The 22,948-nt window shown below is 56.1% G+C and carries 23 protein-coding genes; 8 read left to right on the forward strand and 15 right to left on the reverse strand.

Features of this window, described 5'->3' with window-relative positions:
* Nucleotides 1–86 precede the first annotated feature (86 nt).
* Nucleotides 87–2,516 (forward strand): glucose/quinate/shikimate family membrane-bound PQQ-dependent dehydrogenase, encoded by a 2,430-nt coding sequence (locus RS584_RS09640; protein ID WP_315749519.1) that lies wholly within the window; start codon nt 87–89, stop codon nt 2,514–2,516.
* Nucleotides 2,517–2,602: 86 nt separating this feature from the next.
* Here the strand turns inward: RS584_RS09640 and pqqF are convergent, their stop codons facing one another.
* From pqqF to RS584_RS09680, 8 genes are all read right to left on the reverse strand, one after another.
* Complete coding sequence (gene pqqF, locus RS584_RS09645; protein ID WP_315749521.1) at nt 2,603–4,879, reverse strand: pyrroloquinoline quinone biosynthesis protein PqqF; 2,277 nt, start codon at nt 4,877–4,879, stop codon at nt 2,603–2,605.
* Between the two features lie 3 nt (nt 4,880–4,882).
* Complete coding sequence (gene pqqE / locus RS584_RS09650) at nt 4,883–6,025, reverse strand: pyrroloquinoline quinone biosynthesis protein PqqE (protein ID WP_315749523.1); 1,143 nt, start codon at nt 6,023–6,025, stop codon at nt 4,883–4,885.
* Nucleotides 6,012–6,290, reverse strand: a complete 279-nt coding sequence (pqqD, locus tag RS584_RS09655; RefSeq protein ID WP_003857508.1) for a pyrroloquinoline quinone biosynthesis peptide chaperone PqqD — start codon at nt 6,288–6,290, stop codon at nt 6,012–6,014. Before pqqD ends, pqqE begins: the two co-directional genes overlap by 14 nt.
* 2 nt (nt 6,291–6,292) lie before the next feature.
* Nucleotides 6,293–7,048, reverse strand: a complete 756-nt coding sequence (gene pqqC / locus RS584_RS09660) for a pyrroloquinoline-quinone synthase PqqC (RefSeq protein ID WP_003857506.1) — start codon at nt 7,046–7,048, stop codon at nt 6,293–6,295.
* Between the two features lie 2 nt (nt 7,049–7,050).
* Nucleotides 7,051–7,968: a pyrroloquinoline quinone biosynthesis protein PqqB gene (gene pqqB / locus RS584_RS09665; protein ID WP_045344727.1), complete on the reverse strand. Its 918-nt coding sequence runs from the start codon at nt 7,966–7,968 to the stop codon at nt 7,051–7,053.
* A 55-nt stretch (nt 7,969–8,023) separates the two neighbouring features.
* Complete coding sequence (gene pqqA / locus RS584_RS09670; RefSeq protein ID WP_002905689.1) at nt 8,024–8,095, reverse strand: pyrroloquinoline quinone precursor peptide PqqA; 72 nt, start codon at nt 8,093–8,095, stop codon at nt 8,024–8,026.
* Nucleotides 8,096–8,233: 138 nt separating this feature from the next.
* Nucleotides 8,234–9,253 (reverse strand): dipeptidase, encoded by a 1,020-nt coding sequence (locus tag RS584_RS09675; protein ID WP_315749526.1) that lies wholly within the window; start codon nt 9,251–9,253, stop codon nt 8,234–8,236.
* A 104-nt stretch (nt 9,254–9,357) separates the two neighbouring features.
* A complete protein-coding gene (locus RS584_RS09680; RefSeq protein ID WP_032609083.1) occupies nt 9,358–10,623 on the reverse strand; it encodes a Y-family DNA polymerase in 1,266 nt (421 codons plus the stop codon).
* Between the two features lie 317 nt (nt 10,624–10,940).
* Here RS584_RS09680 and RS584_RS09685 point away from each other — a divergent pair, with 317 nt between their 5' ends.
* Nucleotides 10,941–11,387: a hypothetical protein gene (locus RS584_RS09685; protein ID WP_193041902.1), complete on the forward strand. Its 447-nt coding sequence runs from the start codon at nt 10,941–10,943 to the stop codon at nt 11,385–11,387.
* Nucleotides 11,388–11,454: 67 nt separating this feature from the next.
* On the opposite strand, the gene yajD is transcribed toward RS584_RS09685, so the two are convergent.
* Nucleotides 11,455–11,802 (reverse strand): HNH nuclease YajD, encoded by a 348-nt coding sequence (gene yajD, locus RS584_RS09690; RefSeq protein ID WP_006808895.1) that lies wholly within the window; start codon nt 11,800–11,802, stop codon nt 11,455–11,457.
* A 207-nt stretch (nt 11,803–12,009) separates the two neighbouring features.
* Here yajD and RS584_RS09695 point away from each other — a divergent pair, with 207 nt between their 5' ends.
* A complete protein-coding gene (locus RS584_RS09695) occupies nt 12,010–13,044 on the forward strand; it encodes an LLM class flavin-dependent oxidoreductase (RefSeq protein WP_017384559.1) in 1,035 nt (344 codons plus the stop codon).
* Nucleotides 13,037–13,984, forward strand: a complete 948-nt coding sequence (locus tag RS584_RS09700; protein WP_017384558.1) for a zinc-dependent alcohol dehydrogenase family protein — start codon at nt 13,037–13,039, stop codon at nt 13,982–13,984. Before RS584_RS09695 ends, RS584_RS09700 begins: the two co-directional genes overlap by 8 nt.
* Here the strand turns inward: RS584_RS09700 and RS584_RS09705 are convergent.
* Complete coding sequence (locus RS584_RS09705) at nt 13,981–15,021, reverse strand: AI-2E family transporter (RefSeq protein ID WP_003857467.1); 1,041 nt, start codon at nt 15,019–15,021, stop codon at nt 13,981–13,983. The two genes, RS584_RS09700 and RS584_RS09705, sit on opposite strands and share 4 nt — an antisense overlap.
* 421 nt (nt 15,022–15,442) lie before the next feature.
* Between RS584_RS09705 and mdtJ the strand changes: the two genes are divergently transcribed.
* Together mdtJ and mdtI are read left to right on the forward strand one after the other, a co-directional pair.
* Nucleotides 15,443–15,805, forward strand: a complete 363-nt coding sequence (gene mdtJ, locus RS584_RS09710) for a multidrug/spermidine efflux SMR transporter subunit MdtJ (RefSeq protein WP_015570633.1) — start codon at nt 15,443–15,445, stop codon at nt 15,803–15,805.
* Nucleotides 15,792–16,121: a multidrug/spermidine efflux SMR transporter subunit MdtI gene (gene mdtI, locus RS584_RS09715; RefSeq protein WP_003857463.1), complete on the forward strand. Its 330-nt coding sequence runs from the start codon at nt 15,792–15,794 to the stop codon at nt 16,119–16,121. Before mdtJ ends, mdtI begins: the two co-directional genes overlap by 14 nt.
* A gap of 5 nt (nt 16,122–16,126) precedes the next feature.
* Here mdtI and RS584_RS09720 read toward each other — a convergent pair whose 3' ends face one another.
* From RS584_RS09720 to RS584_RS09735, 5 genes are all read right to left on the reverse strand, one after another.
* Nucleotides 16,127–16,948: a trypsin-like serine peptidase gene (locus RS584_RS09720; RefSeq protein ID WP_003857461.1), complete on the reverse strand. Its 822-nt coding sequence runs from the start codon at nt 16,946–16,948 to the stop codon at nt 16,127–16,129.
* 102 nt (nt 16,949–17,050) lie between these two features.
* Nucleotides 17,051–17,134: a hypothetical protein gene (locus tag RS584_RS23385; RefSeq protein WP_057979992.1), complete on the reverse strand. Its 84-nt coding sequence runs from the start codon at nt 17,132–17,134 to the stop codon at nt 17,051–17,053.
* Nucleotides 17,135–17,226: 92 nt separating this feature from the next.
* Nucleotides 17,227–17,532 (reverse strand): acid resistance repetitive basic protein Asr, encoded by a 306-nt coding sequence (gene asr / locus RS584_RS09725; RefSeq protein WP_017694089.1) that lies wholly within the window; start codon nt 17,530–17,532, stop codon nt 17,227–17,229.
* 149 nt (nt 17,533–17,681) lie between these two features.
* Nucleotides 17,682–19,166 carry a carboxypeptidase M32 gene (locus tag RS584_RS09730; protein WP_032619769.1) on the reverse strand — a complete coding sequence of 495 codons (1,485 nt, stop codon included), beginning with the start codon at nt 19,164–19,166 and terminating at the stop codon, nt 17,682–17,684.
* Between the two features lie 74 nt (nt 19,167–19,240).
* Nucleotides 19,241–20,494: an MFS transporter gene (locus RS584_RS09735; protein ID WP_017384556.1), complete on the reverse strand. Its 1,254-nt coding sequence runs from the start codon at nt 20,492–20,494 to the stop codon at nt 19,241–19,243.
* A gap of 121 nt (nt 20,495–20,615) precedes the next feature.
* On the opposite strand from RS584_RS09735, the gene RS584_RS09740 reads away from it, so the two are divergent.
* Nucleotides 20,616–21,521, forward strand: a complete 906-nt coding sequence (locus tag RS584_RS09740) for a LysR family transcriptional regulator (RefSeq protein ID WP_165729922.1) — start codon at nt 20,616–20,618, stop codon at nt 21,519–21,521.
* A gap of 121 nt (nt 21,522–21,642) precedes the next feature.
* Complete coding sequence (gene mlc, locus RS584_RS09745; protein ID WP_003857451.1) at nt 21,643–22,863, forward strand: sugar metabolism global transcriptional regulator Mlc; 1,221 nt, start codon at nt 21,643–21,645, stop codon at nt 22,861–22,863.
* Nucleotides 22,864–22,948 lie beyond the last annotated feature (85 nt).

The raw sequence follows: 22,948 nt of genomic DNA on the forward strand, positions 1-22,948 counted from the left end.
ACGAACAATTGATGTTATGCAGGGTTTTAGCATCGTGGCAGTCAATAAAACCCTGCTGTTATAAAGTAATCAGGAGATTCATTTTTATGTCAGACAATAATCCCCGCCCATCCGGCTGGTTAGGCCCGTGGTGCCTGCTGGTGGGTGTGATACTTCTTGTAACGGGGCTCTTTTTTGCCATCGGCGGTTTTAAACTGGTTTCCCTGGGGGGGAGTTGGTATTTTCTCATCGCCGGGGTTATCACTCTGCTCTCTGCGATTCAGTTCTTCCGCCGCAAGTCCTCTGCCGTGGGGCTGTTTGCCCTGGTGTTTCTTGGCACCCTGATTTGGGCATTTTTCGATGCCGGGCTCGACTTCTGGCCGCTGGTTTCCCGTTTAATGGTACCCGCCGGGCTGATGGTGCTGGCAGCCGCCACCTGGCCTGCATTGCGTAAACGTGAAGGAAAACCGTCCTGCGCAAAAGGGGCCCTGGGGGTCTGCGCGGTCCTTATTATCGCCATGGGCGTCACCTTTGTTCAGATGTTTCAACCCCATCCGACCGTGCCGTTTAGCGGTGAAAAACGCCCGCTGGTGCCGGTAAAAGATGATGCGAAACAGCAGAACTGGGATCACTACGGTAATACGGCTGGCGGTAGTCGCTTTGTGGCGCTGGACCAGATAACCCGTGACAACGTGAAAAACCTGAAACCGGTCTGGACCTACCATACCGGTGACGTACCGGAAAGTCCGGACGGCAATGGCGCAGAAGATCAGCAAACGCCGCTACAGGTTGGTGATCGTGTCTTCCTCTGTACGCCGCATAACAACGTGATCGCCGTGGATGCCGATAGCGGGAAAGAGATCTGGAAAGCGGAAATCAACGCCAAGTCTGCAATCTGGATGCGCTGCCGTGGTCTGGCGTACTTTGATGCCACCAAACCGCTGGCGCAGCCAACGGTAGCCGGCTCCACGCCGGTTCTGCCAGCGCAGGTGGCACCGGGCGCTGCATGCCAGCGCCGTATCCTGATGAACACCATCGACGGTAAGCTGATCGCGTTAGACGCCGATAACGGCAAGTTCTGCCCGGACTTCGGTACTAACGGCAGCGTTAACCTGCATGAAGGGATGGGCGACGCGTCAGATCCCACCTACGTGCTGACGTCGGCCCCGACGCTGGCGGGTACGACGGTTGTCGTTGGCGGCCGCGTTGCGGATAACGTCAGCACCGATATGCCGGGAGGCGTTATACGTGGTTATGACGTGATCACCGGCCAGCTGCGCTGGGCGTTCGACCCGCGTAATCCGGATCCGAACTATGTTCTGAAGCCGGGTGAACACTACAAACGTAGCTCTGCAAACTCCTGGGCCCCTATGTCCTGGGATGCGTCGATGAATACCGTGTTTATCCCGATGGGAAGTTCCTCTGTCGACCTGTGGGGCGCTGACCGTATTCCGGAAGATCATAAATACGCCACCTCAATCCTCGCGCTGGATGCGACTACCGGGAAAGAGAAGTGGGTATACCAGACCGTGCATAACGACCTCTGGGATTTCGATATCCCGATGCAGCCGAGCCTGGTTGATTTCCCGACGAAAGAGGGCAACAAGCCCGCGGTGGTGGTGGGCACCAAAGCGGGGCAAATTTACGTTCTTGATCGCCTGACGGGTAAACCGCTCACTGAAGTGAAAGAGGTTCCGGTAAAACCAGCGGATATTCCACGTGAACAATACCCGGCAACGCAGCCGCGCTCTGTGGGAATGCCGCAGATTGGCGCGGAAACCCTGAAAGAATCGGATATGTGGGGGGCGACGCCGTTTGACCAGCTGGCCTGCCGTATCAGCTTCAAATCAATGCGTTATGACGGTCTGTACACGATGCCGGGAACCGATATTTCCCTGAGCTTCCCGGGCTCGCTGGGGGGAATGAACTGGGGCAGCTTGTCCACCGATCCGAACAACCAGTACATCTTCGTCAACGACATGCGTCTGGGTCTGTGGGTCCAGCTGATTAAACAAGATCCGCAGAGCGCGGTGGCAAACACGGGCGGTGAAGCCGTGAACGCCGGGATGGGCGCCGTTCCGATGAAAGGAACGCCGTATTCGGTCAACAAAAACCGTTTCATGTCACCGCTGGGCATTCCGTGCCAGAAACCACCGTTTGGCTCCCTCTCCGCCATTGACCTGAAAACGCAGAAAATCGTCTGGCAGGTGCCGGTCGGTACCGTTCAGGATACCGGTCCGTTTGGGGTAAAAATGCGCATGCCAATGCCTGTCGGTATGCCGACGCTGGGCGGTACGCTGGCCACGCAGGGCGGTCTGGTCTTCATTGCGGGAACCCAGGATTACTACCTGCGCGCCTTTGATTCCTCTACGGGGGAAGAAGTGTGGAAAGCGCGTCTCCCGGTGGGTAGCCAGGGCGGACCTGTCAGCTATGTATCACCGAAAACCGGCAAACAGTACATTCTGATCTCTGCCGGCGGTGCACGCCAGTCGCCGGATCGTGGTGACTACGTGATTGCCTACGCGCTGGATAAATAACAGCGAAATAAGCAGCCCGGCCCCGTCGTAGTACGGGGCTTTTTTTTGACTAAAAACCACGCACAGGAAGAAAGCGCCGGTTCCGGTCAGCCCGTGAAAAGCACCCGCCAGCGTCGGCGACGGCGAGTCATCTCGCGCCATAGCGCGATTATCTCGTCAGGTTGCAGGGCATCAATAGCCTGCGGCGTTAACACCGGCAAACCATAGCGCTGGCGCAGGGCGGCCACTGCCGTGGCGCTGGCATCCATCGGTGAGCGGATCTGCGTCGCCAGCTGCTGTCGCAACACGCTGAACGCTGCCTCATCGCACGGCGTCAGCTCACGCAAAAATCGTTTGCAGCAACCCAACAGGTTCACGGGAGAACGGTCAGGCGACTGTAACGCCAGCAGCAGGCCATCGCGATCGGCAATACGCTGATAACGACAGCTGACAACATAGCCAATCTGCTGTTCCACGCGCAGGCGCTGGAAAAATTGCGGTTCGCAGCATAACGCCAGCAGCCGCAGCGCGGCGAGCGACGCGCCCGGCGGCAGGGGAATAAACACCAGCAGCGCCGAATCCGCGCTGGCGTGCGGAATGTGTTCGATCCCGCCGGGACAACCGCTTAACGGCAACGGCTTAGCGTTAACCGGCGTCCGGAGCAGGCCAAGTTGCCGGGCTAACCCGTGCGCGTGTCCGGTGCGGCCGCCAACTAACGCCGCCAGCCAGCCGTCCCGTGGCGGATCCGAGGCCAGACGTTCAGGCAATTGCTGAAGCAGCTCACGGATGGCAATGCCTTCTGGCACTGACGTAGTAGCCGGAGCAGGGTGGGAGAGGCGATCGATTATCGCCCCGATGATGGGTTCCGCCGTCACCATGGCGTCAGGAAGCCGCAGGGTGAGCTGCCAGCTACCGTCAACCGTTTGCCACTCGCCGCTGCCGTCGATATGGCGCAGTTCAGCAAGAAGAGGGCGTAACTGTTTGCCCATCGCCACCCCCTGAGACCTGTCCACGCGCGAATAAAAAGGCCTGCGCAGGATCAGCGTCGGCGGTTGTGTCTGCGCCGACAAATGCAGCAGTGGAGCGGCTTCTGACGTCGGGGCTGGCGCAGCATACCTGGCAGTCTGCGGGTAGAAGGAAAACGCGATGGGGCTATCATCTGCAACCGGCTGGCGACGCCAATGGCTAAGCGGCAGGGCAAAACCCTGGCTGGCAATAATTTCAGCGGTTTCCATTTTTTTGCAGGCCAGATACGAGACTGGCGCCGCCAGTAAGTCAGCACAGAAGGCGGAAAAACCTACGGGCGCCGCGCCGGGCGCAAAACCAAATGCCCGCTGGCGCAGCTGCTCCAGCGTCGGCAGGGCGCTGAAACGCTGCTGTGCCAGCCGATAATAATGCCGCTGCTGCTCATCCGTCGTTTGCTGTAGCGCCCGTAGCCAGTGGGTAATATGCGGGTCAATGTCCTCGGGCTGTTCGCTATCAACCGTTAGCGCCAGCCAGCCGTAATCGTTATCCTGATAAAGCCAGTTCAGGGCTACTTCTTCAGCCAGCCCGCGCGCCCGTAGCCCGGCAATCAGGCTTCCGGGGGCGTCGTCCAGTAAAAACTCCCGAAACAAAGTGACGTTGTCACTTTTTCGAATTAACGGACAACGCCACAGTGCAGGTCGCTCCGTCACCGCCAGCTGATAATCAGCTTCAGCGCTAAGACGCAACGGGGAAGCGGTTTCAGGCATGCCGCCTGACGCAAAACCTGACGCAAACGTATGGGCAAGCTCGGCCAGCGCATCCAGCGTTTGCGGCCCTTGCAGCCACAATTGCAGGTGTCCGGCCACATAATAGCGACGATGAAAGTCGCGCAACGCGGCTGGCAGCGATCCCGGGTCCTGCCCGAGAGACTCCTTGCTACCCACCTGAAAACGGCGAAAAACCGCAGGTTCTTCCATCGCGTGGCGCGCCGCCGCTTCGCGCCTGGCGGAATCATGTTGCTGGATGAGCCGGTTTTCCGCATCAATGACCGCCACCTCGCGCTGTATGTCATGCGGTGAAAGCAGCGGCGCCTGCAACATATCCCGCAGCCGCGCGACACCGTCGGACAGGTTATCGGCGGCAACGTCGAAGAAAAAAGCGCTGTGGCGAGCCAGCGTGGTGGCATTGACGCTGCCGCCCTGGCGCTGGACCCAGGCCATGAGTCGATCATCGCCCTGATAGCGCTGGCTACCGCGGAACAGCAGGTGCTCAAGCAAATGCGCAAGACCGGCGAAGCGCGGTGGCTCGTGATGGCTTCCGGCACTCACGCGCGCCAGCGCCGCCGCGCGTGTCGCCTGCGGCTGATGCACCAGCGTTGCGCGTAAACCGCCTGCCAGTTCCACGATGCGGGTGGTCATTATCTACAGTTCCCGGGTTTTGTAGATAAGCTGAGAACGGGTACGGTTGCGGAACTGAAGTTGACCGATCTTCATATCACTACAGGCTGCTTCGCGTCGCGCCTCGAGGATTTTATGATGATGCGGCGATTTGCTGCACACCGGATCGGCGTTATCCGCATTCCCGGTGAGCATAAAGGCCTGACAGCGGCAGCCGCCGAAGTCCTTCTCCTTTTCATCGCAGGAGCGGCACGGCTCCGGCATCCAGTCAAACCCGCGATAGCGGTTGAAGCCGAAAGAGTCATACCAGATGGATTCCAGACTCTGCTCAAGCACCGACGGGAAATCCACCGGCAGCTGGCGCGCGCTGTGGCAGGGCAGCGCCGTGCCTTCCGGGGTCACGCTGAGGAAAATCGACCCCCAGCCGCCCATACAGCCTTTTGGTCGCTCTTCGTAATAATCGGGGGTGACGAACAGCAGGTTGGCCAGATTGCCGCTGGCGGCCATTTTTTGCCGATATTCGGCAACCACGCGTTCCGCGCGGGCGATCTGTTCCCGCGTCGGCAGAAGCCCCTGACGATTAAGGAACGCCCAACCGTAGAACTGGCAGGTGGCAAGTTCGACATCGTCGGCGTCCAGTTCGATGCACAGCTCGATGATTTTATCGATCTGATCGATATTATGCCGGTGCAGGACGAAATTCAGCACCATCGGGTAATCACGGGCTTTGACCGCTTTGGCCATCGCCAGCTTCTGCTGGAAGGCTTTTTTATTCCCCGCCAGCGCAGCGTTGAGCACTTCATCGCTGGCCTGGAAGCTAATCTGGATATGGTCCAGACCGGCCTCGCTGAACGCGTCGAGCTTGCTTTCCGTCAGGCCAATTCCCGAGGTGATCAGGTTGGTATAAAAACCGAGATCGCGGGCGGCGCGGATCAGCTCCGGCAGATCTTTACGCGTCAACGGTTCGCCGCCGGAAAAACCTATCTGCACGCTGCCCATCGCCCGCGCCTGGCGGAAAACCTCAATCCACTGTTCGGTGGTCAGCTCCTGATCCTGCCGGGCGAAGTCCAGCGGGTTAGAGCAGTAAGGACACTGTAGCGGACAGCGATAGGTCAGCTCCGCCAGCAGCCACAGCGGTGGATTGACGGCGGGTTTATTCTGGCTCACGGAAAATAATCCACTTCTGTTGATAAGCGATTTGCAGGAATTCTACGACATCGTCATCCACGCCGCCGGCTTCCGGGAACCGTTCGTTGAGTATGGCAATGATGGCCGCCGCGTCGCGTTGGCCATCGACCAGTTCGAGGATCGCGGCCGCGGTCTCATTGAGTTTAGCCATGCCTTCCGGATAGAGGATGACATGGCTGTCCTGAGCGGCTTCCCATTGCAGGCGATAGCCGCGACGAAAGGCGACGATGGAGTTTTTTTGCATGCTTATACCAGTCGGGTTGTGTGCCAGGCCGCTTTGTCGGTGACCGTGTGATAAGGCGGACGCTGTAGCGCGTAGGCCATGGTCATCGCGTCGAGCATCGACCACAGGATATCGAGTTTGAACTGAAGGATCTCCAGCATCCGATTCTGCTTTTCCGCGCTATCGCAGTAACGCTTCGCCAGCTCCAGACCGTGTTCAACGTCGCGGCTGGCCTGGCTGAGGCGGCTGCGGAAATAAAAATAGCCTTCCTCTTTGATCCACGGGTAGTGCTGTGGCCAGCTGTCGAGACGCGACTGATGGATTTGCGGGGCGAACAGTTCGGTGAGCGAGCTGCATGCCGCCTCCTGCCAGTTGGCACGGCGGGCGAAGTTAACGTAAGCGTCGACGGCGAAACGGACGCCGGGCAACACGTGGCGTTCGCTGATTAAGTCCTCGCGGCTGAGCCCCACGGCTTCGCCCAGCTGTAGCCAGGCTTCGATACCGCCGTCATGACCGTTGCTGCCGTCGTGATCGAGGATCCGCTGCACCCATTTGCGACGCGTGTGCGGATCCGGGCAATTCGCCATAATTGCCGCGTCTTTCAGCGGGATCGTCGTCTGGTAGTAAAACCGGTTCGCCACCCAGCCCTGGATCTGCTCGCGGCTGGCCTCGCCGTTATGCATCGCGATATGGTACGGATGGTGAATATGATAGTAGGCGCCTTTCGCCCGAAGGGCGTGCTCAAACTCTTGCGGCGAGAGCGTTTCGCGAATGTGCATAGTTAGTCCTGAAGCGTGATGTTCATCCCGTCCCAGCTCACTTCTATTCCCTGCTGCGCGAGGGCGTGACGCTGCGGCGACTGCTCGTTAAGGATCGGGTTGGTGTTATTAATGTGGATCAGAATCTTGCGCTTTGCCGGCAGCGAGGCCAGCAGCGCCATCATGCCGTGTTCATCGCCGAGCGCCAGATGGCCCATGTCGCGGCCGGTATTGCGCCCGACGCCGGTGGCCTGGAGTTCATCGTCCTGCCAGACGGTGCCGTCAATCAGCAGACAGTCCGCTTTTTTAAGCCACGGCAGGATGGTGTCATCGGGTTCACCGAGACCCGGTGCGTAGAACAGCGTCTGACCGTTGCGGCGGTTTTCGATAAACAGCGCCACGTTATGCCCCGGCAGCGGGCGGTCGCGCCACGGCGAATAGGGCGGTGCGTTACTGGCGATGGGGACAGCGGTAAACTGCAAATCAGGGCAGGCTTCCACGCTAAAGGCGGTGAGCGGCGCGATCGGGTGATGAATCAGGCCACCGTTCCAGTGCCGGAGCATGGTAAAAATCGGGAATCCGCTGGAAAGATCTTCATGCACCTCCGGCGTACACCATACCTGATGCGGGCACCCTTCGCGCAGGCTGAGCAGCCCGGTGGTGTGGTCAATCTGGCTATCGGTGAGAATAATGCCGCCAATATGTGTGCCGCGCAGAACCTCTTTCTTATTCAGTTCTGGCGTATGGGCAATCTGCTGGCTGATATCGGGGGAGGCGTTACACAGCACCCACTCTTTGCCGTTATCGCTGACGATGATCGACGACTGGGTGCGAGGGGTCGCCTGAAGGGTACCGTTGCGCAAACCCTGACAGTTGGCGCAGTTACAGTTCCACTGGGGGAAACCACCGCCAGCGGCGGAACCGAGGACTTTAATAAACATGAAGATGGGCCAGGTAGTCAAACAAAAATGCCCGCACGGATGGCGGGCAGAGCGATTAGCGGTTGGAAATGTACAGGGTCACTTCCAGGCCAAGACGTAAATCAATAAAAGCAGGTTTCTTCCACATCGTTTTTTCCTCTTTAAAAAAGCAGCACCAACGCCATTGTTTGTGCCAGTTTTGTGATGGTCATCAAATAATGCGTCACAGGAGGGCAAAGCTCAACCCGAAAGATGTAAGGAATTAACTTAATGTTTACAACGTAACCTATTGTTGCCAAACATTTTGCAATACCTTTTGCCAGTTGCCCCACAGCAGCTTATTCAGCACAAATTGATCATAGCCGCTGTCACGCAACGCGCTGATTAGCCGCGGTAAACCACTCACATCGTGTAAGTCATCAGGCAACGTAATGCCGTCAAAATCGGACCCCAGCGCGACATGATCGTCACCCATGATATTAATAAGATAGTCGATATGGCGAACAATCGTACTCAGCGGGGTATCGCTATCGCGTTTACCGTCGGCGCGCAGAAACGCGTTGCCGAAATTGATGCCTGCCACGCCGCCGCTGTCGCGGATAGCCAGTAGCTGCCGATCGGTCAGATTGCGCGGTTGCGGGCACAGCGTATGGGCGTTGGAATGGGTGGCGACCAGCGGTGAAGAGGAATGACGAGCGGTATCCCAGAACGCTTTTTCATTCATATGCGAAACATCAATCAGCATGTTCAGGACGTTAGCGTGCTTAATGAGGGCGATACCCTCAGCGGTAAGCCCTGGGCCGCTGTCCGGGCTGCCGGGAAACGCCCCGTTAACGCCGGTGCCAAAACGGTTAGCAATGTTCCAGAAAGGCCCAATGCTGCGCACCCCGGCGGTATAGAAAGCCTGTAGATCGTCTCCCTCGCCGTCAAAACCGCCCGCGCCCTCAATATGCGCCACCATCGCCAGCACCTTATCCTGACGGCAGCGTTCGATATCCGCCGCGCTCAGGCACAATCGCGCCCGACCATCGGAGTGGGCGACAAGCTGCTTAAGGATCGTCAGCTGCTGCCAGAGAATGTCGACCGGCTGCCACGGCTCGCTGGCGTATTGTGGCGCCATGCGGGCGATATACTCCTGCGGCGGCACGAACAGCGCGAACAGCCCGCCGGAAAATCCGCCTTGCTGCATGCGTGGATAATCGAGGTGTCCCTTCTCAATGCCGGAGAAGAAGGCCGTTACCGGATCCTGGCGATGGTGAAGCCATAAATTAAGCAACAGGTCATTGTGACCATCAAAAATCGCCATAGCGCATCCCACTGTCTTTTATTGCTGCGAAAGTTGCCTGGCACGATAACCGATTTGTCCGGTCCGGCAAGGGGAAAATTACAACTTAGCAGCAATTGTTAATATCACTTAACAGTGAGGAGATCCGCAAAGCGGGTGGTGTAGCGGGGTGAAAGCATTTCCCGTTTCATCTGCCACGGCTGCTGTATACCCTGTCCCGCGAAGTAAAGCGTGCCACGGCCATTTTCAGCATTCAGATGGTCTAATACATCCATTAACTTTTGGCTGTTTTTCCTGGGTGCGTTGTCGTCAAACAGATTAAGTTGCGCGACGCCCTGGCTATAAAAATCTCCCAGCATCACTCCGGCTTTCTGGTACCGATGGCCGTTCTTCCAGACCGCATCCAGACAACGAACTGATGCGCCGATAATATCCCGGCTATCCTGGGTTGGGGTGAGCAGTTTTACCGACGCGCTATTGCCATAATATGGCTCGTTAAGCGCGAAGGGCGAGGTTTTAACAAATACGGAGATAAAGCGGCAATGCTGATGCTCATTGCGAAGTTTTTCTGCTGCCCGGGCGGCATAACTACAGATGGCCTGGCGTACATCGTCATATTCGGTGATGCGTTCGCCAAACGAGCGCGAACAGACGATTTCTTGCTTTACCGGGGCAAACTCTTCCAGTTCAAGACACGATTCGCCCCGTAATTCACGCACCGTTCTCTCCAGCACGACATTGAAATGTTTTCTTATGAACCGGATATCGGTGTCTGCCAGTTGCAGGACGGTCTTAATCCCCATCATCTCAAGCTTCTTCGCTATGCGACGTCCTACACCCCAAACGTCTTCGACGGGTAGCGCCGCCATCAGCTTTCTCTGACGATCCACATTGGATAAATCAACAACTCCTCCCGTCTGGCGCTGCCAGCGTTTCGCCGCGTGATTTGCCAGTTTCGCCAGCGTCTTTGTGGGTGCGATGCCCACTCCGACGGTCAGATGGGTGCGTTGCAGTACGGTCGCTCTCATTTCATGCCCAAAGTCGGAAAGATCGCGACAATTACGCACCCCGGTAAGATCGCAAAAGATCTCATCAATTGAGTATATTTCGCTACGAGGCGACATCTCTTCAAGCGTGTTCATTACCCGGTTGGACATATCCGCGTAAAGTTCATAATTACTGCTGAAACAAACCACGCCATGATGCCTGAAGAGATCTTTCTGTTTGAAGTACGGTTCACCCATTTTCACAAAGGGTTTGGCTTCAGCGGAGCGAGAGATGACGCACCCATCGTTATTGGACAACACGACCACCGGTCGTCCCTTCAGGTCCGGGCGAAAAACCGTTTCACAGGAAGCATAGAAAGCGTTCACATCACACAGTGCAAACATGGTCAGCTCGCAGATGTCACGATACAGGTCACTACGCCGCGAGCCTTCGTGGGCGCGCTTATACGTTCATTCAGAACGTAAGGAACAGGGTCATTGAATAGGGGAAGGGCCACGCTCCGGCGTCGCTCTGATGGCGTGAAAAACTGCATGATGATCACCGTCAATTAATACTGTATTTATATACAGTATTGTATGTCGATAGCAAAGATCAAGGGTAACAAGGCATCATGGCGTACGGGCGTAGAAGGGCAATTATCACGACCAGACTATTTGGGTATACTTCTTCACTTATAACTATGCATGTCAGGTAACGAAATATGCGGGAGAGCATTAACGTTCTTTTTGTGGTGCTGTCTTTTGTGGCACTGATTATGCTGATACGCTTTTTCGTCAGGCGTATTCGGCATCCAACGCGCATCGTTGCCGACAGCCGGGGAATGAAAAAAATCTCAACCCATCCTGTCTGGTTTGGCGGCTCGTCAGGTAAAACCTACTTTTATGATGAGCAGTATTTATACGAGGTTATAAAGAGCAGCACCCGTAAAATTGAGCTGGCGGCTATCATAAAAATTAAACCAGGCTCGATAGTGATAAATAACAGGCGGATCTGGTCTGTGAGTTATCTTGAGGGAACCCGTGAAAAACAGGTGCAATTTTATAATAATCTGACGGTGTTTAATCAAAACTTCGCTGCGTTTTTAGAGGCAGTAAAACGCGTGAACCCTGAGGCAGATATTAAAGCCGTGTCATTGTTCAACCTGTGACTGGAATACAACATATGTGGCTTTCTGACTGCCCATACGACAGGTATGGGCAGTGAAGCCGTCGATATTACTTCTTCTTGTTCATCATCGCCTTGAGATCGGCAAAGGGGTTAAACGTGGCGACACCCACGTCTTTTTGCGCATCCTCACCCGCAACAACGGTGGTGCCATACTGATCCGCTTCGGTGTACTTTGAGTGTTCGTGATCGTGACAAAACAGGCACAACAGCTCCCAGTTACTGCCATCTTCCGGGTTATTGGTGTGATCGTGGTCGATATGGTGAACCGTGAGTTCACGAAGATTTGAATAAACAAACTCACGCGAGCAGCGTCCACAAACCCAGGGGTAGATTTTTAGCGCTTTTTCACGGTAGCCGCTTTCCAGCCGTGCGTAGTTTTTAGGGATCAGAGCCATTGCTGATGTTACCTGTTAAAAAGAGAATAGTTCACACTATATCCCATTATGAGATGTCAGGAGAATGCCTCCTCTGCGGGAAGGCAGCGTGCGATTTGCGTATTTCTGTCAGTTTATTTGAAGCATTCCGTTAAATAATCACCATTTATTCTCATCCGTTAATGCGTAGAGTAGGGATAACGCAATGCTTTATCAGGATACTCCACTATGAAAAAGATCGGATTTTTGTCGTTTGGTCACTGGACGCCGTCACCCCAGTCCGGCACGCGAACCGCGGCTGACACACTGCTACAGTCCATCGATCTGGCGGTCGCCGCCGAAGAGCTGGGCGCGGACGGGGCTTATTTCCGTGTGCATCACTTTGCCCGCCAGCTCAGTTCGCCATTCCCCTTGCTGGCTGCAATAGGCGCGAAAACCAAACGCATCGAAATCGGGACGGGCGTGATCGACATGCGGTATGAAAATCCGCTGTATATGGCGGAAGATGCTGGCGCGGCAGATCTCATCTCCGGCGGGCGATTACAGCTTGGTATCAGCCGGGGTTCCCCGGAGCAGGTGATTGATGGCTGGCGTTATTTTGGTTACGTGCCGCAGGAAGGGGAAAACGAATCAGATATGGCGCGCCGCCACACTGAGGTACTGCTTGATGTATTACGCGGTGAAGGGTTTGCAAAGCCTAACCCACAGCCGATGTTCCCAAACCCGCCGGGATTGTTGCGTCTGGAGCCGCATTCAGAAGGCTTACGCGATCGTATCTGGTGGGGGGCTGGCTCTAATGCAACGGCAGTATGGGCGGCAACACTGGGGATGAACCTGCAAAGCTCAACGCTGAAAGATGATGAAACCGGCGAGCCGTTCCATATTCAGCAGGCAAAACAGATCCGTGCCTACCGACAGGCCTGGGCTGAGGCAGGGCATACCCGTCAGCCACGCGTTTCGGTCAGCCGCAGTATTTTTGCCCTGATGGACGATCGCGACCGGATGTATTTCGGCTCAAGCCGCAATGAAAGCGACAGCGTGGGCTATCTGGATGAGAAAACGCGGGCCATTTTCGGACGCAGCTATGCCGCAGAGCCAGACAAGCTGATTGAACAGTTGAAAAAGGATGAAGCGATCGCGGAAGCGGATACGCTGTTACTTACCGTGCCGAATCAGCTGGGCGTGGAATACAACGCACATGTGATCGAGTCCATCCTGAAACATGTCGCACCGGAAATGGGATGGCGCGATCGCAATGCTTAATCTGGCTCTCTGGTATCGCCGGTTTGGTGAGCCTGAATCGGTACTGCAAGCGGAAACTACACCATTGTCGCCGCGACAGCCGGGAGAGATACGTGTGCGCATGCTTTTTTCCCCGGTGAACGCCTCCGATCTCATCCCCATCACCGGAGCATATCGCCATCGCACGCCGCTGCCTGCGATAGCCGGTTATGAAGGGGTCGGAATAGTGACCGAAACGCCCGCCGCTTATCCGGCGCTGCTGGGCAAGCGGGTCCTGCCGTTACGGGGGCAGGGAACCTGGCAGCGCTATGTCGACTGCCCGGCGGCGTATGCGGTTCCCGTCCCGGACGACGTCGACTCGCTACTTGCCGCGCGGGCGTATATCAACCCGCTTGCCGCACAGATGATGCTGGACCGCTATCCTCCGGTCGGGAAAACGGTGCTGCTCACCGCTGCCGGTTCTGACTGCGCCGTTCTGCTCGGGCAATGGGCACGCCAGGCGGGTGCGGAGGCGGTTTACGGGATCCATCGCTCGCCCGTGCACGCTCAACGTCTGGCTGAAATGGGGATCGTCCCGATTGCGCAACATGATACGACCGCCGTCAACGCTGCCGCCGCGCAAGCGGAGGTGGTGTACGACGCCACGGGCGGCAGCCTGGCGGAGACGATCCTGAGCGTGATGCCCGAAACCGGCACCTTTGTCTGCTACGGGCTACTCTCCGGGCAGACCTTCCGGCAGCAGCGGCCGTTGCCGCGCGTGGCGTGGTTTCACATTCGTAACTATCTGGACGCGCTGAGCGCTGAGGCGTGGCAGGCGGAGTTTCGGCGCATCTGGCCTAAACTGCGCGCCAGCCAGTGCAGCGATGTCACCCTCTACCCGCTGTCGGAATGGCAGCGGGCAGTGGGCAACTATCGCGAAGCGGGAAGAACGGGCAAGCCCATGCTGTCGATGGACAATTAATCGGCCTTATGGCTCATGTCGCTCAGCAGTACAGCGATACTTTGTCCACCGGCGGTCTGCTCCAGGCCAATTTTGACAATAATTGTCAGCGGAACGGAGAGCAGCATGCCGACAGGCCCGAGCAGCCAGCCCCAGAAAATCAGGGACAGGAACACAACAAGGGTTGAAAGCCCCAGCCCGCGTCCCATTATCCGTGGTTCGAGAATGTTCCCGAAGACAAGGTTAATCACCAGATAGCCTGCCAGCAGAATCAGGGCATCATACAAACCGCTGAAAACCAGCACCTGAAGGATAGGGGGGATCGCCGCCAGCACGGAGCCGATGTTAGGAATATAGTTGAGCGCAAAGGCCAGCAGCCCCCAGACAAAGGCAAAACGCACATCCAGCGCGGCGAGCATCCCCCAGACCACTAATCCCGTCACCAGGCTGATGGCCGTTTTCAGCACCAGATAGCGTGAAACGCTGTCGAGCGCGCGCTGAATGGCGCCCATTCCCTCTACCGGACGCACCATGATGTGCTGGAGCTTTGCAGGCAGCTGTGGAACTTCCAGCAGCATAAACACAACCGTCAGGAACAGCAGGAAAATCGAGGTCATGGCGTTGGAGAGTTGTGCCAGCAGGCTGGTGACAATCGTCATGGCGGCATTCGGATCGATGTATTTAAGCAGTTCCTCAACCGAGACTTCGATACCCGCGCGTTGCAGCCAGGGTTCAATTTGCAGCAGCGGGGTCGCCAGGGAAGAGCGGTATGTCGGTAGCGTCCGCGCCAGCTCGTTCAGGGAGGTTCCCAGATAGGCGACTAACAGCACCATCGCAACGATAATAATACTGATAAGCAGGCTTATCGCCAGCACACGCGGGATGCGCAGCCGCACCATTCGCTGCACCAGTGGATTGAGGATCACCGCGATAAAAAGCGCCAGGATAAAAGGCACGATGATATCGGCCGCAAAACGAACGCCGGTCAGAATGATCACCAGCATGCCCAGCATGATGACGATCTTAAGCCCGTTGAGGGTGATAATAGGTTTGGCCATGGACGTTCCTGAACAGTTTTTTATTTATAATAGAGGGGAAAGCGGATTAAAAAAACTAACCAAAATCAAACAGACTGGGTAAAGAAATGAAAAGGCTTTGAGTAAATTCCTGGCTTATGATACAAATCAGGCGTGTTCAACTACCGAGGACAATTTTCATCCGCAAAGACGAGAAGCAACACCGCGGATAATTGTAATTTTATGGACAATTTGTTCAGGACGTATTTTTCAAACAACTCTGCTCTGTTTTCAACCTCCCTCTGCCTGCTTTCTGGTGAGCAACACTGGCGTTCCGCGCTATAGTCACGTCTTCTGCCTGAGCTGGCGCTATGCGCTTAGCTAACTGATTTAATTCCCAATTTTTTGGTTTGCTGTCCGCAGCGAGCCTCGATGGATTATATTCTCAAGCAGGAGAAAAAACATGTTTTACTGGATTTTATTAGCTCTGGCGATCGTCGCTGAAATTACCGGCACCTTGTCGATGAAATGGGCAAGCGTGAGTGATGGCAGCACCGGTTTTATTTTGATGCTGGTCATGATTACGCTTTCCTATATTTTCCTCTCTTTTGCGGTTAAAAAAATCGCGCTGGGCGTGGCATACGCATTGTGGGAAGGTATTGGTATTTTATTGATTACGCTGTTTAGCGTCATGTTATTTGATGAAACCCTGACGACAATGAAAATTGCCGGGCTGACGACCCTGGTCGCAGGTATCGTGCTGATTAAATCGGGTACACGCAAACCGGCAAAACAGCAGAAGGAGCAGACCCATGCAGCAGTTTGAATGGATCCACGCGGCCTGGCTGGCTTTCGCCATCGTTCTGGAAATTATTGCCAACGTCTTTCTGAAGTTCTCCGACGGTTTTCGTCGCAAAGCCTACGGCCTGTTATCGATTGCCGCGGTTCTGGGGGCGTTTAGCGCCCTGTCGCAGGCGGTGAAAGGCATCGATCTGTCCGTGGCCTATGCGCTGTGGGGGGGCTTCGGTATTGCCGCCACCCTGGCGGCAGGCTGGATTATGTTCGGGCAGCGTTTAAACAATAAAGGCTGGATAGGGCTGGTATTACTGCTCGCCGGCATGATCATGATTAAACTGGCCTGAGTGACCTACTGCTGCGCCAGGGCTTCCAGCCGGTCGCGAAAACCGGTCACCGACAACGCCCGGTTATCGGCGCGCCAGCGGTCTTTCGCCGCTGGCGCAGAACTCTGAACGCCAATCAGCTGCCAGCCGTTATCGGTTTTTAACATCAGGGGCGATCCGCTATCACCCGGTAGCGTATCGCACTGATGCGACAGTACGCTGTTTTGCGCCCAACCCGTCACCACGCAGTCCGTATGGGTGTACAGCGAATCGAGGTGATCAACAGGATAACCTGATTGCGTCACTTTTCGATCGGCGGCTTTCAGGGCGGCGGTGAGCGCGGCCTTATCGCCATCAAAGAGCGGCAGCGGGGTGATCCCGGACGGCGGATAACGTAAAACGATCAGCCCGAAATCCCAGGAGGCCGCCCCGGGCGGCACAATCCAGCCATCGCCATCCGGTTTCAGGCGTTTGCCAAGCGACGGATCCACTCGCCCCTCAATACCGTGAATTTCGTAGCGCCATATTCCTTTTTGCGACACAAAGCGCAGGGCGATCGCTTTATCCGGTTTGCCTTCAGGCGGCATTAACAGGCAATGACCCGCCGTCAGCGCAAGGCGTGGCGTAATGAGGGTTGCGGTACATAAATTGCCGCTGGCGGTTTCCAGTTGCCCGATGGCATCCCAGGGCGATTCGGTAGGATCGGTGACACGCGTACGATCGTCATGACCAAAAAACAGCGTCTTTACCTCTTTGGCGCTAATGGCGTCATCGTCGCCATCATCCGCATGTGAAAAGCCAGCAAAAAGGCTAAACGTTCCCAGTAACAACACAACAGATTTACGCATATCACACTCTGGTGGGGGTAATTATGATTATTAAAAGTGAACCCTATGAAAATACTATAGACGCGACGGCGAGAAAGTGGGAGTAAAATCAGCGTGCTACATTCAGGAAAGATAAAAGTGGCTGGCGATGAGCGCGCATAAAATTAGCAGGATAAGAATGAACTCAAACCGATAGCGCCGCAGCATACGCCCTCCGGATAAAAAAACGGCGCTGACCGCAAACCCGTTCAGCGCCGGTTTACCAACGTGCCCCGAAGGGCACGGTTAAGCTTGTACTCTTACGCTGCTGGCTGTGCAGCAGGTTTAGTCGCTTCGTGTTTTGCTGCTTTTTTGTGATGCTTTTTAGCCGCCTGGGCTTTCTGCTCTACCGCAGGTTTTGCCGCTTTTTTGTGGTGCTTTTTCGCGGCCTGCGCTTTCTGTTCTGCCGCTGGTTTAGCCGCTTTGTGATGTTTTTTATGGTGAACCGTTTTGGCCGGAGCAGCGGTGGATGCCGCAGGCGCTGCGGTGGCGGTAGTTTCAGCCGCGAATGCAGCGGAAGACAGACCCATAGCAGCGGCAACAACCAGAGCTAATACTTTTTTCATTTTCATACCCTCGAATTTGGTTTCTCATTTAACCCCACTGCGGGGCCGTTGAAATAACTATATCCCTGTAAATTCGGGGTTTCCGTGAGTGATTGGTATCGGCGTGTAACCATATGTACAACGCCGGGGTGGGCCCCCGGCGCGTTCGGTTACAGGTAGCGGGACGTCAGGTGTTCGCGGAAGTAGCGGATATTCAGATCTTCACCCGTGGCCTGGGTGATGAGCTGCGATGTGCTGAAACGGCTGCCGTGCTGCCAGATATTCTGACGCAGCCAGTCAAACAACGCCGAGAAATCGCCCCCGGCGATGGATGCCTGCAACCCGGGCAGCGCAGTTTTGGCGGCATGGAACAGCTGTGCCGCATACATTGCCCCCAGCGTGTAAGACGGGAAGTATCCAAAACCGCCGTCGGTCCAGTGGATATCCTGCATACAGCCGTTGCGATAGTTATCTTTGGTGGATAACCCAAGCCACGCCTGCATTTTCTCATCCCATAACGCGGGAATATCATCGACTTCAATTTCGCCATTGATTAGCGCACGCTCGATCTCATAGCGCAGCACCACATGCGCCGGATAGCTCACTTCATCCGCATCAACGCGGATATAGCCCGGCTTCACGCGCTGGTTCCAGGCAATAAAATTCTCTTCGCTGAATGCCGCCTGGCTGCCGAAACGGGCATGAACCGCCGGAAGCAGATGCTTCAGGAAAGCGTCGCTGCGGCCCAGTTGCATTTCAAAGAACAAGCTCTGGGATTCATGGATCGCCGTAGAGCGCGCCAGCGCAACGGGCTGGCCGGCCCACGCTCGCGGAAGGTTTTGCTCGTAGCGGGCATGTCCGGTTTCGTGGATCACGCCGAAAAGCGCGCTGAGCAGTTCATCTTCATCGTAACGCGTGGTGATACGCACATCTTCCGGCACGCCGCCGCAGAACGGGTGAGCGCTAACGTCCAGACGACCGCCATTAAAATCGAAGCCAAGCATTTTCATCGCTTCCAGGCCCAGCTCGCGCTGCGTGGCGGTCGGGAAGGGACCCTGTGGCGGAACGAACGATCGTTGAGCCTGTTTTTCCACAACCTTTGCCAGCAGCTCCGGCAGCCAGGACTTCAGATCGCCGAACAGCACATCCAGGCGAGCGCTGGTCATGTCGGGTTCAAAGATATCCAGCAGCGCGTCGTAAGGCGTGCAGCCTTTAGCCTCAGCGCGCAGGCGGGCCTCTTCACGACTGAGTTTCACCACCTCTTTCAGGTTGGCTGAAAAGCCCTGCCAGTCGTTGGCCGGACGCTGAGTGCGCCAGGCGTGTTCACACCTGCTGCCCGCCAGCGATTTGGCCTCCACCAGCGATTCCGGCAGTAAAGTGGCCTGCTGGTAGTGGCGTGTCATTTCACGCAGGTTGGCTTGCTCAACGTCATTCAGATCTTCGTCTGCCGCCGCCGCCAGCCATTCACCCATTTTTTTATCGGTCAGGATCTGATGTTGTAGGACGCTCATCTCCGCCAGCGCTTCACCGCGCGCGGCGCTGCCGCCTGGCGGCATCATGGTGAACATGTCCCAGCTGGCGATAGAGGAGAGGTGCGAGAAGCGGGAGAGGCGCTGGAAGGTGCGGGTGAGTTGTTGATAGTTATTGTTTTTCATGAAGTCCTCGTGTCTGAATCAGCCGATGACAAAAATTAGCATCGGCTCGATTTAAACACGAAGAGGGCTGAATGTTAATGCAGTCGTTTATGCAGGCTCGCGCCCACCAGCAGTGCCGCGCACAACATCAGCGCGATAAATCCGCCCACGCCGTTCCAGCCGTAGTTATGCCAGAACACCCCGCCGAGCGTACCGGCTATGCTGGAACCGAGATAGTAACTGAACAGATACAGTGACGAAGCCTGACCTTTGGCGCGGCGCGCGCGTGGGCCAATCCAGCTGCTGGCAACGGAATGCGCGGCAAAGAAGCCCGCAGAGAAGAGCAGCATTCCGGCAAAAATCAGCCACAGGGAAGAGAAAAGCGTCATCAGCAGTCCGAACAGCATCACGGCGGTGGAAACCAGCATCACCGGACCACGACCGAAGCGCGCGGTCATGGCGCCCGCTTTTGGCGAACTCCATGTCCCGGTGAGATATGCCACAGAGAGCAAACCCACCAATGCCTGACTAAGATGCCACGGTGAAAGCATCAGACGATAGCCGATGTAGTTAAACAGCGTCACGAACGAGCCCATCAGCAGGAAACCGGTCAGGAACAAACGGGGCAGCCCTTGATCGCGCCAGTGCAGACGAAAGTTGATAAATAACGTTTTCGGACGCAGGGAGGTCGGGCGGAAATGGCGCGATTCCGGCAGGATTTTCCAGAACATCAGCGCCGAAGCGAGGGCGAAGCAGCCGATAACGGCCAGCGCAATGCGCCAGTTAAAGAAATCAGTAAACACACCGCTGAGCAGGCGTCCGCTCATCCCGCCGATAGAGTTCCCGCTAATGTATAGCCCCATGGAGAAGGCCACGAAGCTCGGGTGGATCTCCTCGCTGAGATAGGTCATCCCGACCGCCGCCACGCCGCTGAGGGATAACCCAATCAGCGCGCGCATGACCAGAATGCCGTGCCAGCTGGTCATCATGGTGGACAGCAAGGTACACACGGAGGCCAGCATTAACGCCGTTACCATGACCTGCTTACGTCCGATGGCATCCGAAAGTGGCCCGGTGAACAGCAGACCGATCGCCAGCATCCCGGTTGAAATGGAGAGCGAAATACTGCTGCTGGCTGGCGACACGCCAAATTCATGCGACAGGACCGGCAGGATCGGCTGAACGCAGTAGAGCAGGGCAAAAGTGGCGAGACCCGCTGAGAAGAGCGCCAGCGTGACGCGCATAAACTGGGGGGTACCACGTTTAATAAACTGAACCGGCTGCGGTGCTGCGGGTAAATCATCAATGTCGCTGGCCGGCGCGATATCAACGGTCGTTGTACGGCTCACACATAATCCTTGCTTAAACATCCCCGTGGTTTCTGGTGACGGGTATGACCACAAGATTAGGGTAGGAAAATGTAAATATTCTGTCTAATATATTAATAATCTCAAATGATACTTTAAAAATATGAATATCGAGCTGCGCCATCTGCGCTATTTTGTCGCCGTCGCCGAAGAGCTGCATTTTGGTCGTGCGGCGGCAAGGCTGAATATCTCTCAGCCACCGCTAAGCCAGCAGATCCAGATCCTGGAGCAGCAGGTCGGGGCGCGTCTGCTGGCGCGAACCAACCGCAGCGTGAGCCTGACGGCGGCGGGAAAACAGTTTCTCGCCGATAGCCGGCAGATCCTGAGTATGGTGGAGGACGCCGCCGCCAGAGCGGAACGGCTTTATCTTGGGGAGACGGGGGAGCTGCGCATCGGGTTTACCTCATCGGCCCCCTTTATCAGCGCTGTTTCACAAACGCTATCCTCGTTTCGCCGTAATTTTCCGGATGTGCATATTCAGACGCGCGAAATAAATACCCGGGAGCAGATATCGCCGCTTAACGAAGGATCGCTCGACCTGGGGCTGATGCGTAACACGCAGTTGCCTGATACCCTGGCGTGGCAGGCGATCCTCCGCGAACCGCTGATGGCGATGATCCCCCGGGATCATCCGCTCGCCGCGCAGCACAGCGTCACGCTGGCTGAACTGGCGAAAGAGCCGTTTGTCTTTTTTGACCCACAGGTGGGTACCGGGTTGTATGACGATATTCTTGGTCTGATGCGGCGATATGGCCTTGTCCCGACTATCGCGCAGGAGGTGGGGGAAGCCATGACGATCATTGGTCTCGTTGCCGCAGGGCTTGGCGTGTCGATTCTCCCCGCCTCATTTAAACGGGTACAACTGGCGGAAATGCGCTGGGTGAAGATAGCCGAGCAGGATGCAGTCTCAGAGATGTGGCTGGTGTGGTCTAAACATCATGAACAGAGCCATGCGGCACAGCGTTTCAAAGAACAATTAATTACCGCTTCTCGCGGGCGTTATTTATAGGGAAAAGTGGGCGAAAATGTGCAGTAAATCACATGGCTAAGTAAAAATTTGACGTCAGCCATTGAAGTGCTTCACCATAGCCCTCAGTTTATTTCGAAGCTCGAAAATAAGGGAGTACGAGGTGGTTGCTGATAGTCAGCCAGGGCATATCGATCAAATCAAGCAGACCAACGCGGGTGCCGTTTATCGCCTGATTGATCAGCTTGGTCCGGTTTCGCGTATCGATCTTTCGCGTCTGGCACAACTGGCACCCGCCAGTATTACCAAGATTGTCCGCGAAATGCTGGAAGCCCATCTGGTTCAGGAGACAGAAATTCAGGAGCCGGGCAGCCGTGGCCGTCCGGCGGTAGGGCTGGTGGTGGAAACGGAAGCCTGGCACTACCTGTCGCTGCGGATTAGCCGCGGGGAAATCTTCCTCGCGCTGCGCGACCTCAGCAGCAAGCTGGTGGTGGAAGACCGGCTGGAACTCCCGCTTAATGCAGAGCAACCACTTCTCGATGCCATTCTGACCCACATCGACCAGTTCTTTATTCGTCACCAGCAGCGTCTTGAACGTTTAACGGCGATTGCGATCACCCTGCCGGGAATTATTGATACCGAAAATGGCATTGTTCACCGCATGCCGTTTTATGAAAACGTCAAAGAGATGCCGCTGGGCGACGTGCTGGAAAACCACACCGGTGTGCCGGTCTACATTCAGCATGATATCAGCGCCTGGACGATGGCGGAGGCATTGTTTGGTGCCTCCCGGGGCGCGCGCGACGTAATTCAGGTGGTGATTGATCATAACGTTGGCGCAGGTGTGATCACCGACGGGCGTCTGTTGCATGCTGGCAGCAGTAGCCTGGTGGAGATCGGCCATACGCAGGTCGATCCGTACGGAAAACGCTGCTACTGCGGTAACCATGGCTGTCTGGAGACGATTGCCAGCGTCGAAAGCGTGCTGGAGCTGGCGCAGGTGCGGCTCAGCCAGTCGATGAGCTCCACGCTGCACGGTCAACCGTTAAGCGTCGAGGCACTGTGCGCTGCGGCAAGGCAGGGCGATCTGCTGGCGAAGGACATTATTACCGGCGTGGGCAATAATGTCGGGCGCATTCTGGCCATTATGGTGAACCTGTTTAACCCGCAAAAAATACTGATCGGCTCCCCGCTCAGCCAGGCGGCGGATATCCTCTTTCCGGCGATTTCCGCCTGCATCAATCAGCAGGCGCTTCCCGCGTACAGTAAAAACATCGTGGTCGAAAGTACGCAATTTTCCAACCAGGGTACGATGGCCGGCGCCGCGCTGGTAAAAGATGCGATGTACAACGGCTCGTTACTGATTCGTTTGCTACAGGGCTAACTCTTTTCCAGAGATGTACGAAAAATTGCGCTATCTCAAGCCCGGTAGCGCACGCATCCCGTAGACTTTCCCCACTGAATTATTT

The sequence above is a fragment of the Enterobacter sp. DTU_2021_1002640_1_SI_PRY_ASU_LCPMC_013 genome, from assembly GCF_032389435.1.
Classification (GTDB): domain Bacteria; phylum Pseudomonadota; class Gammaproteobacteria; order Enterobacterales; family Enterobacteriaceae; genus Enterobacter; species Enterobacter hormaechei_C.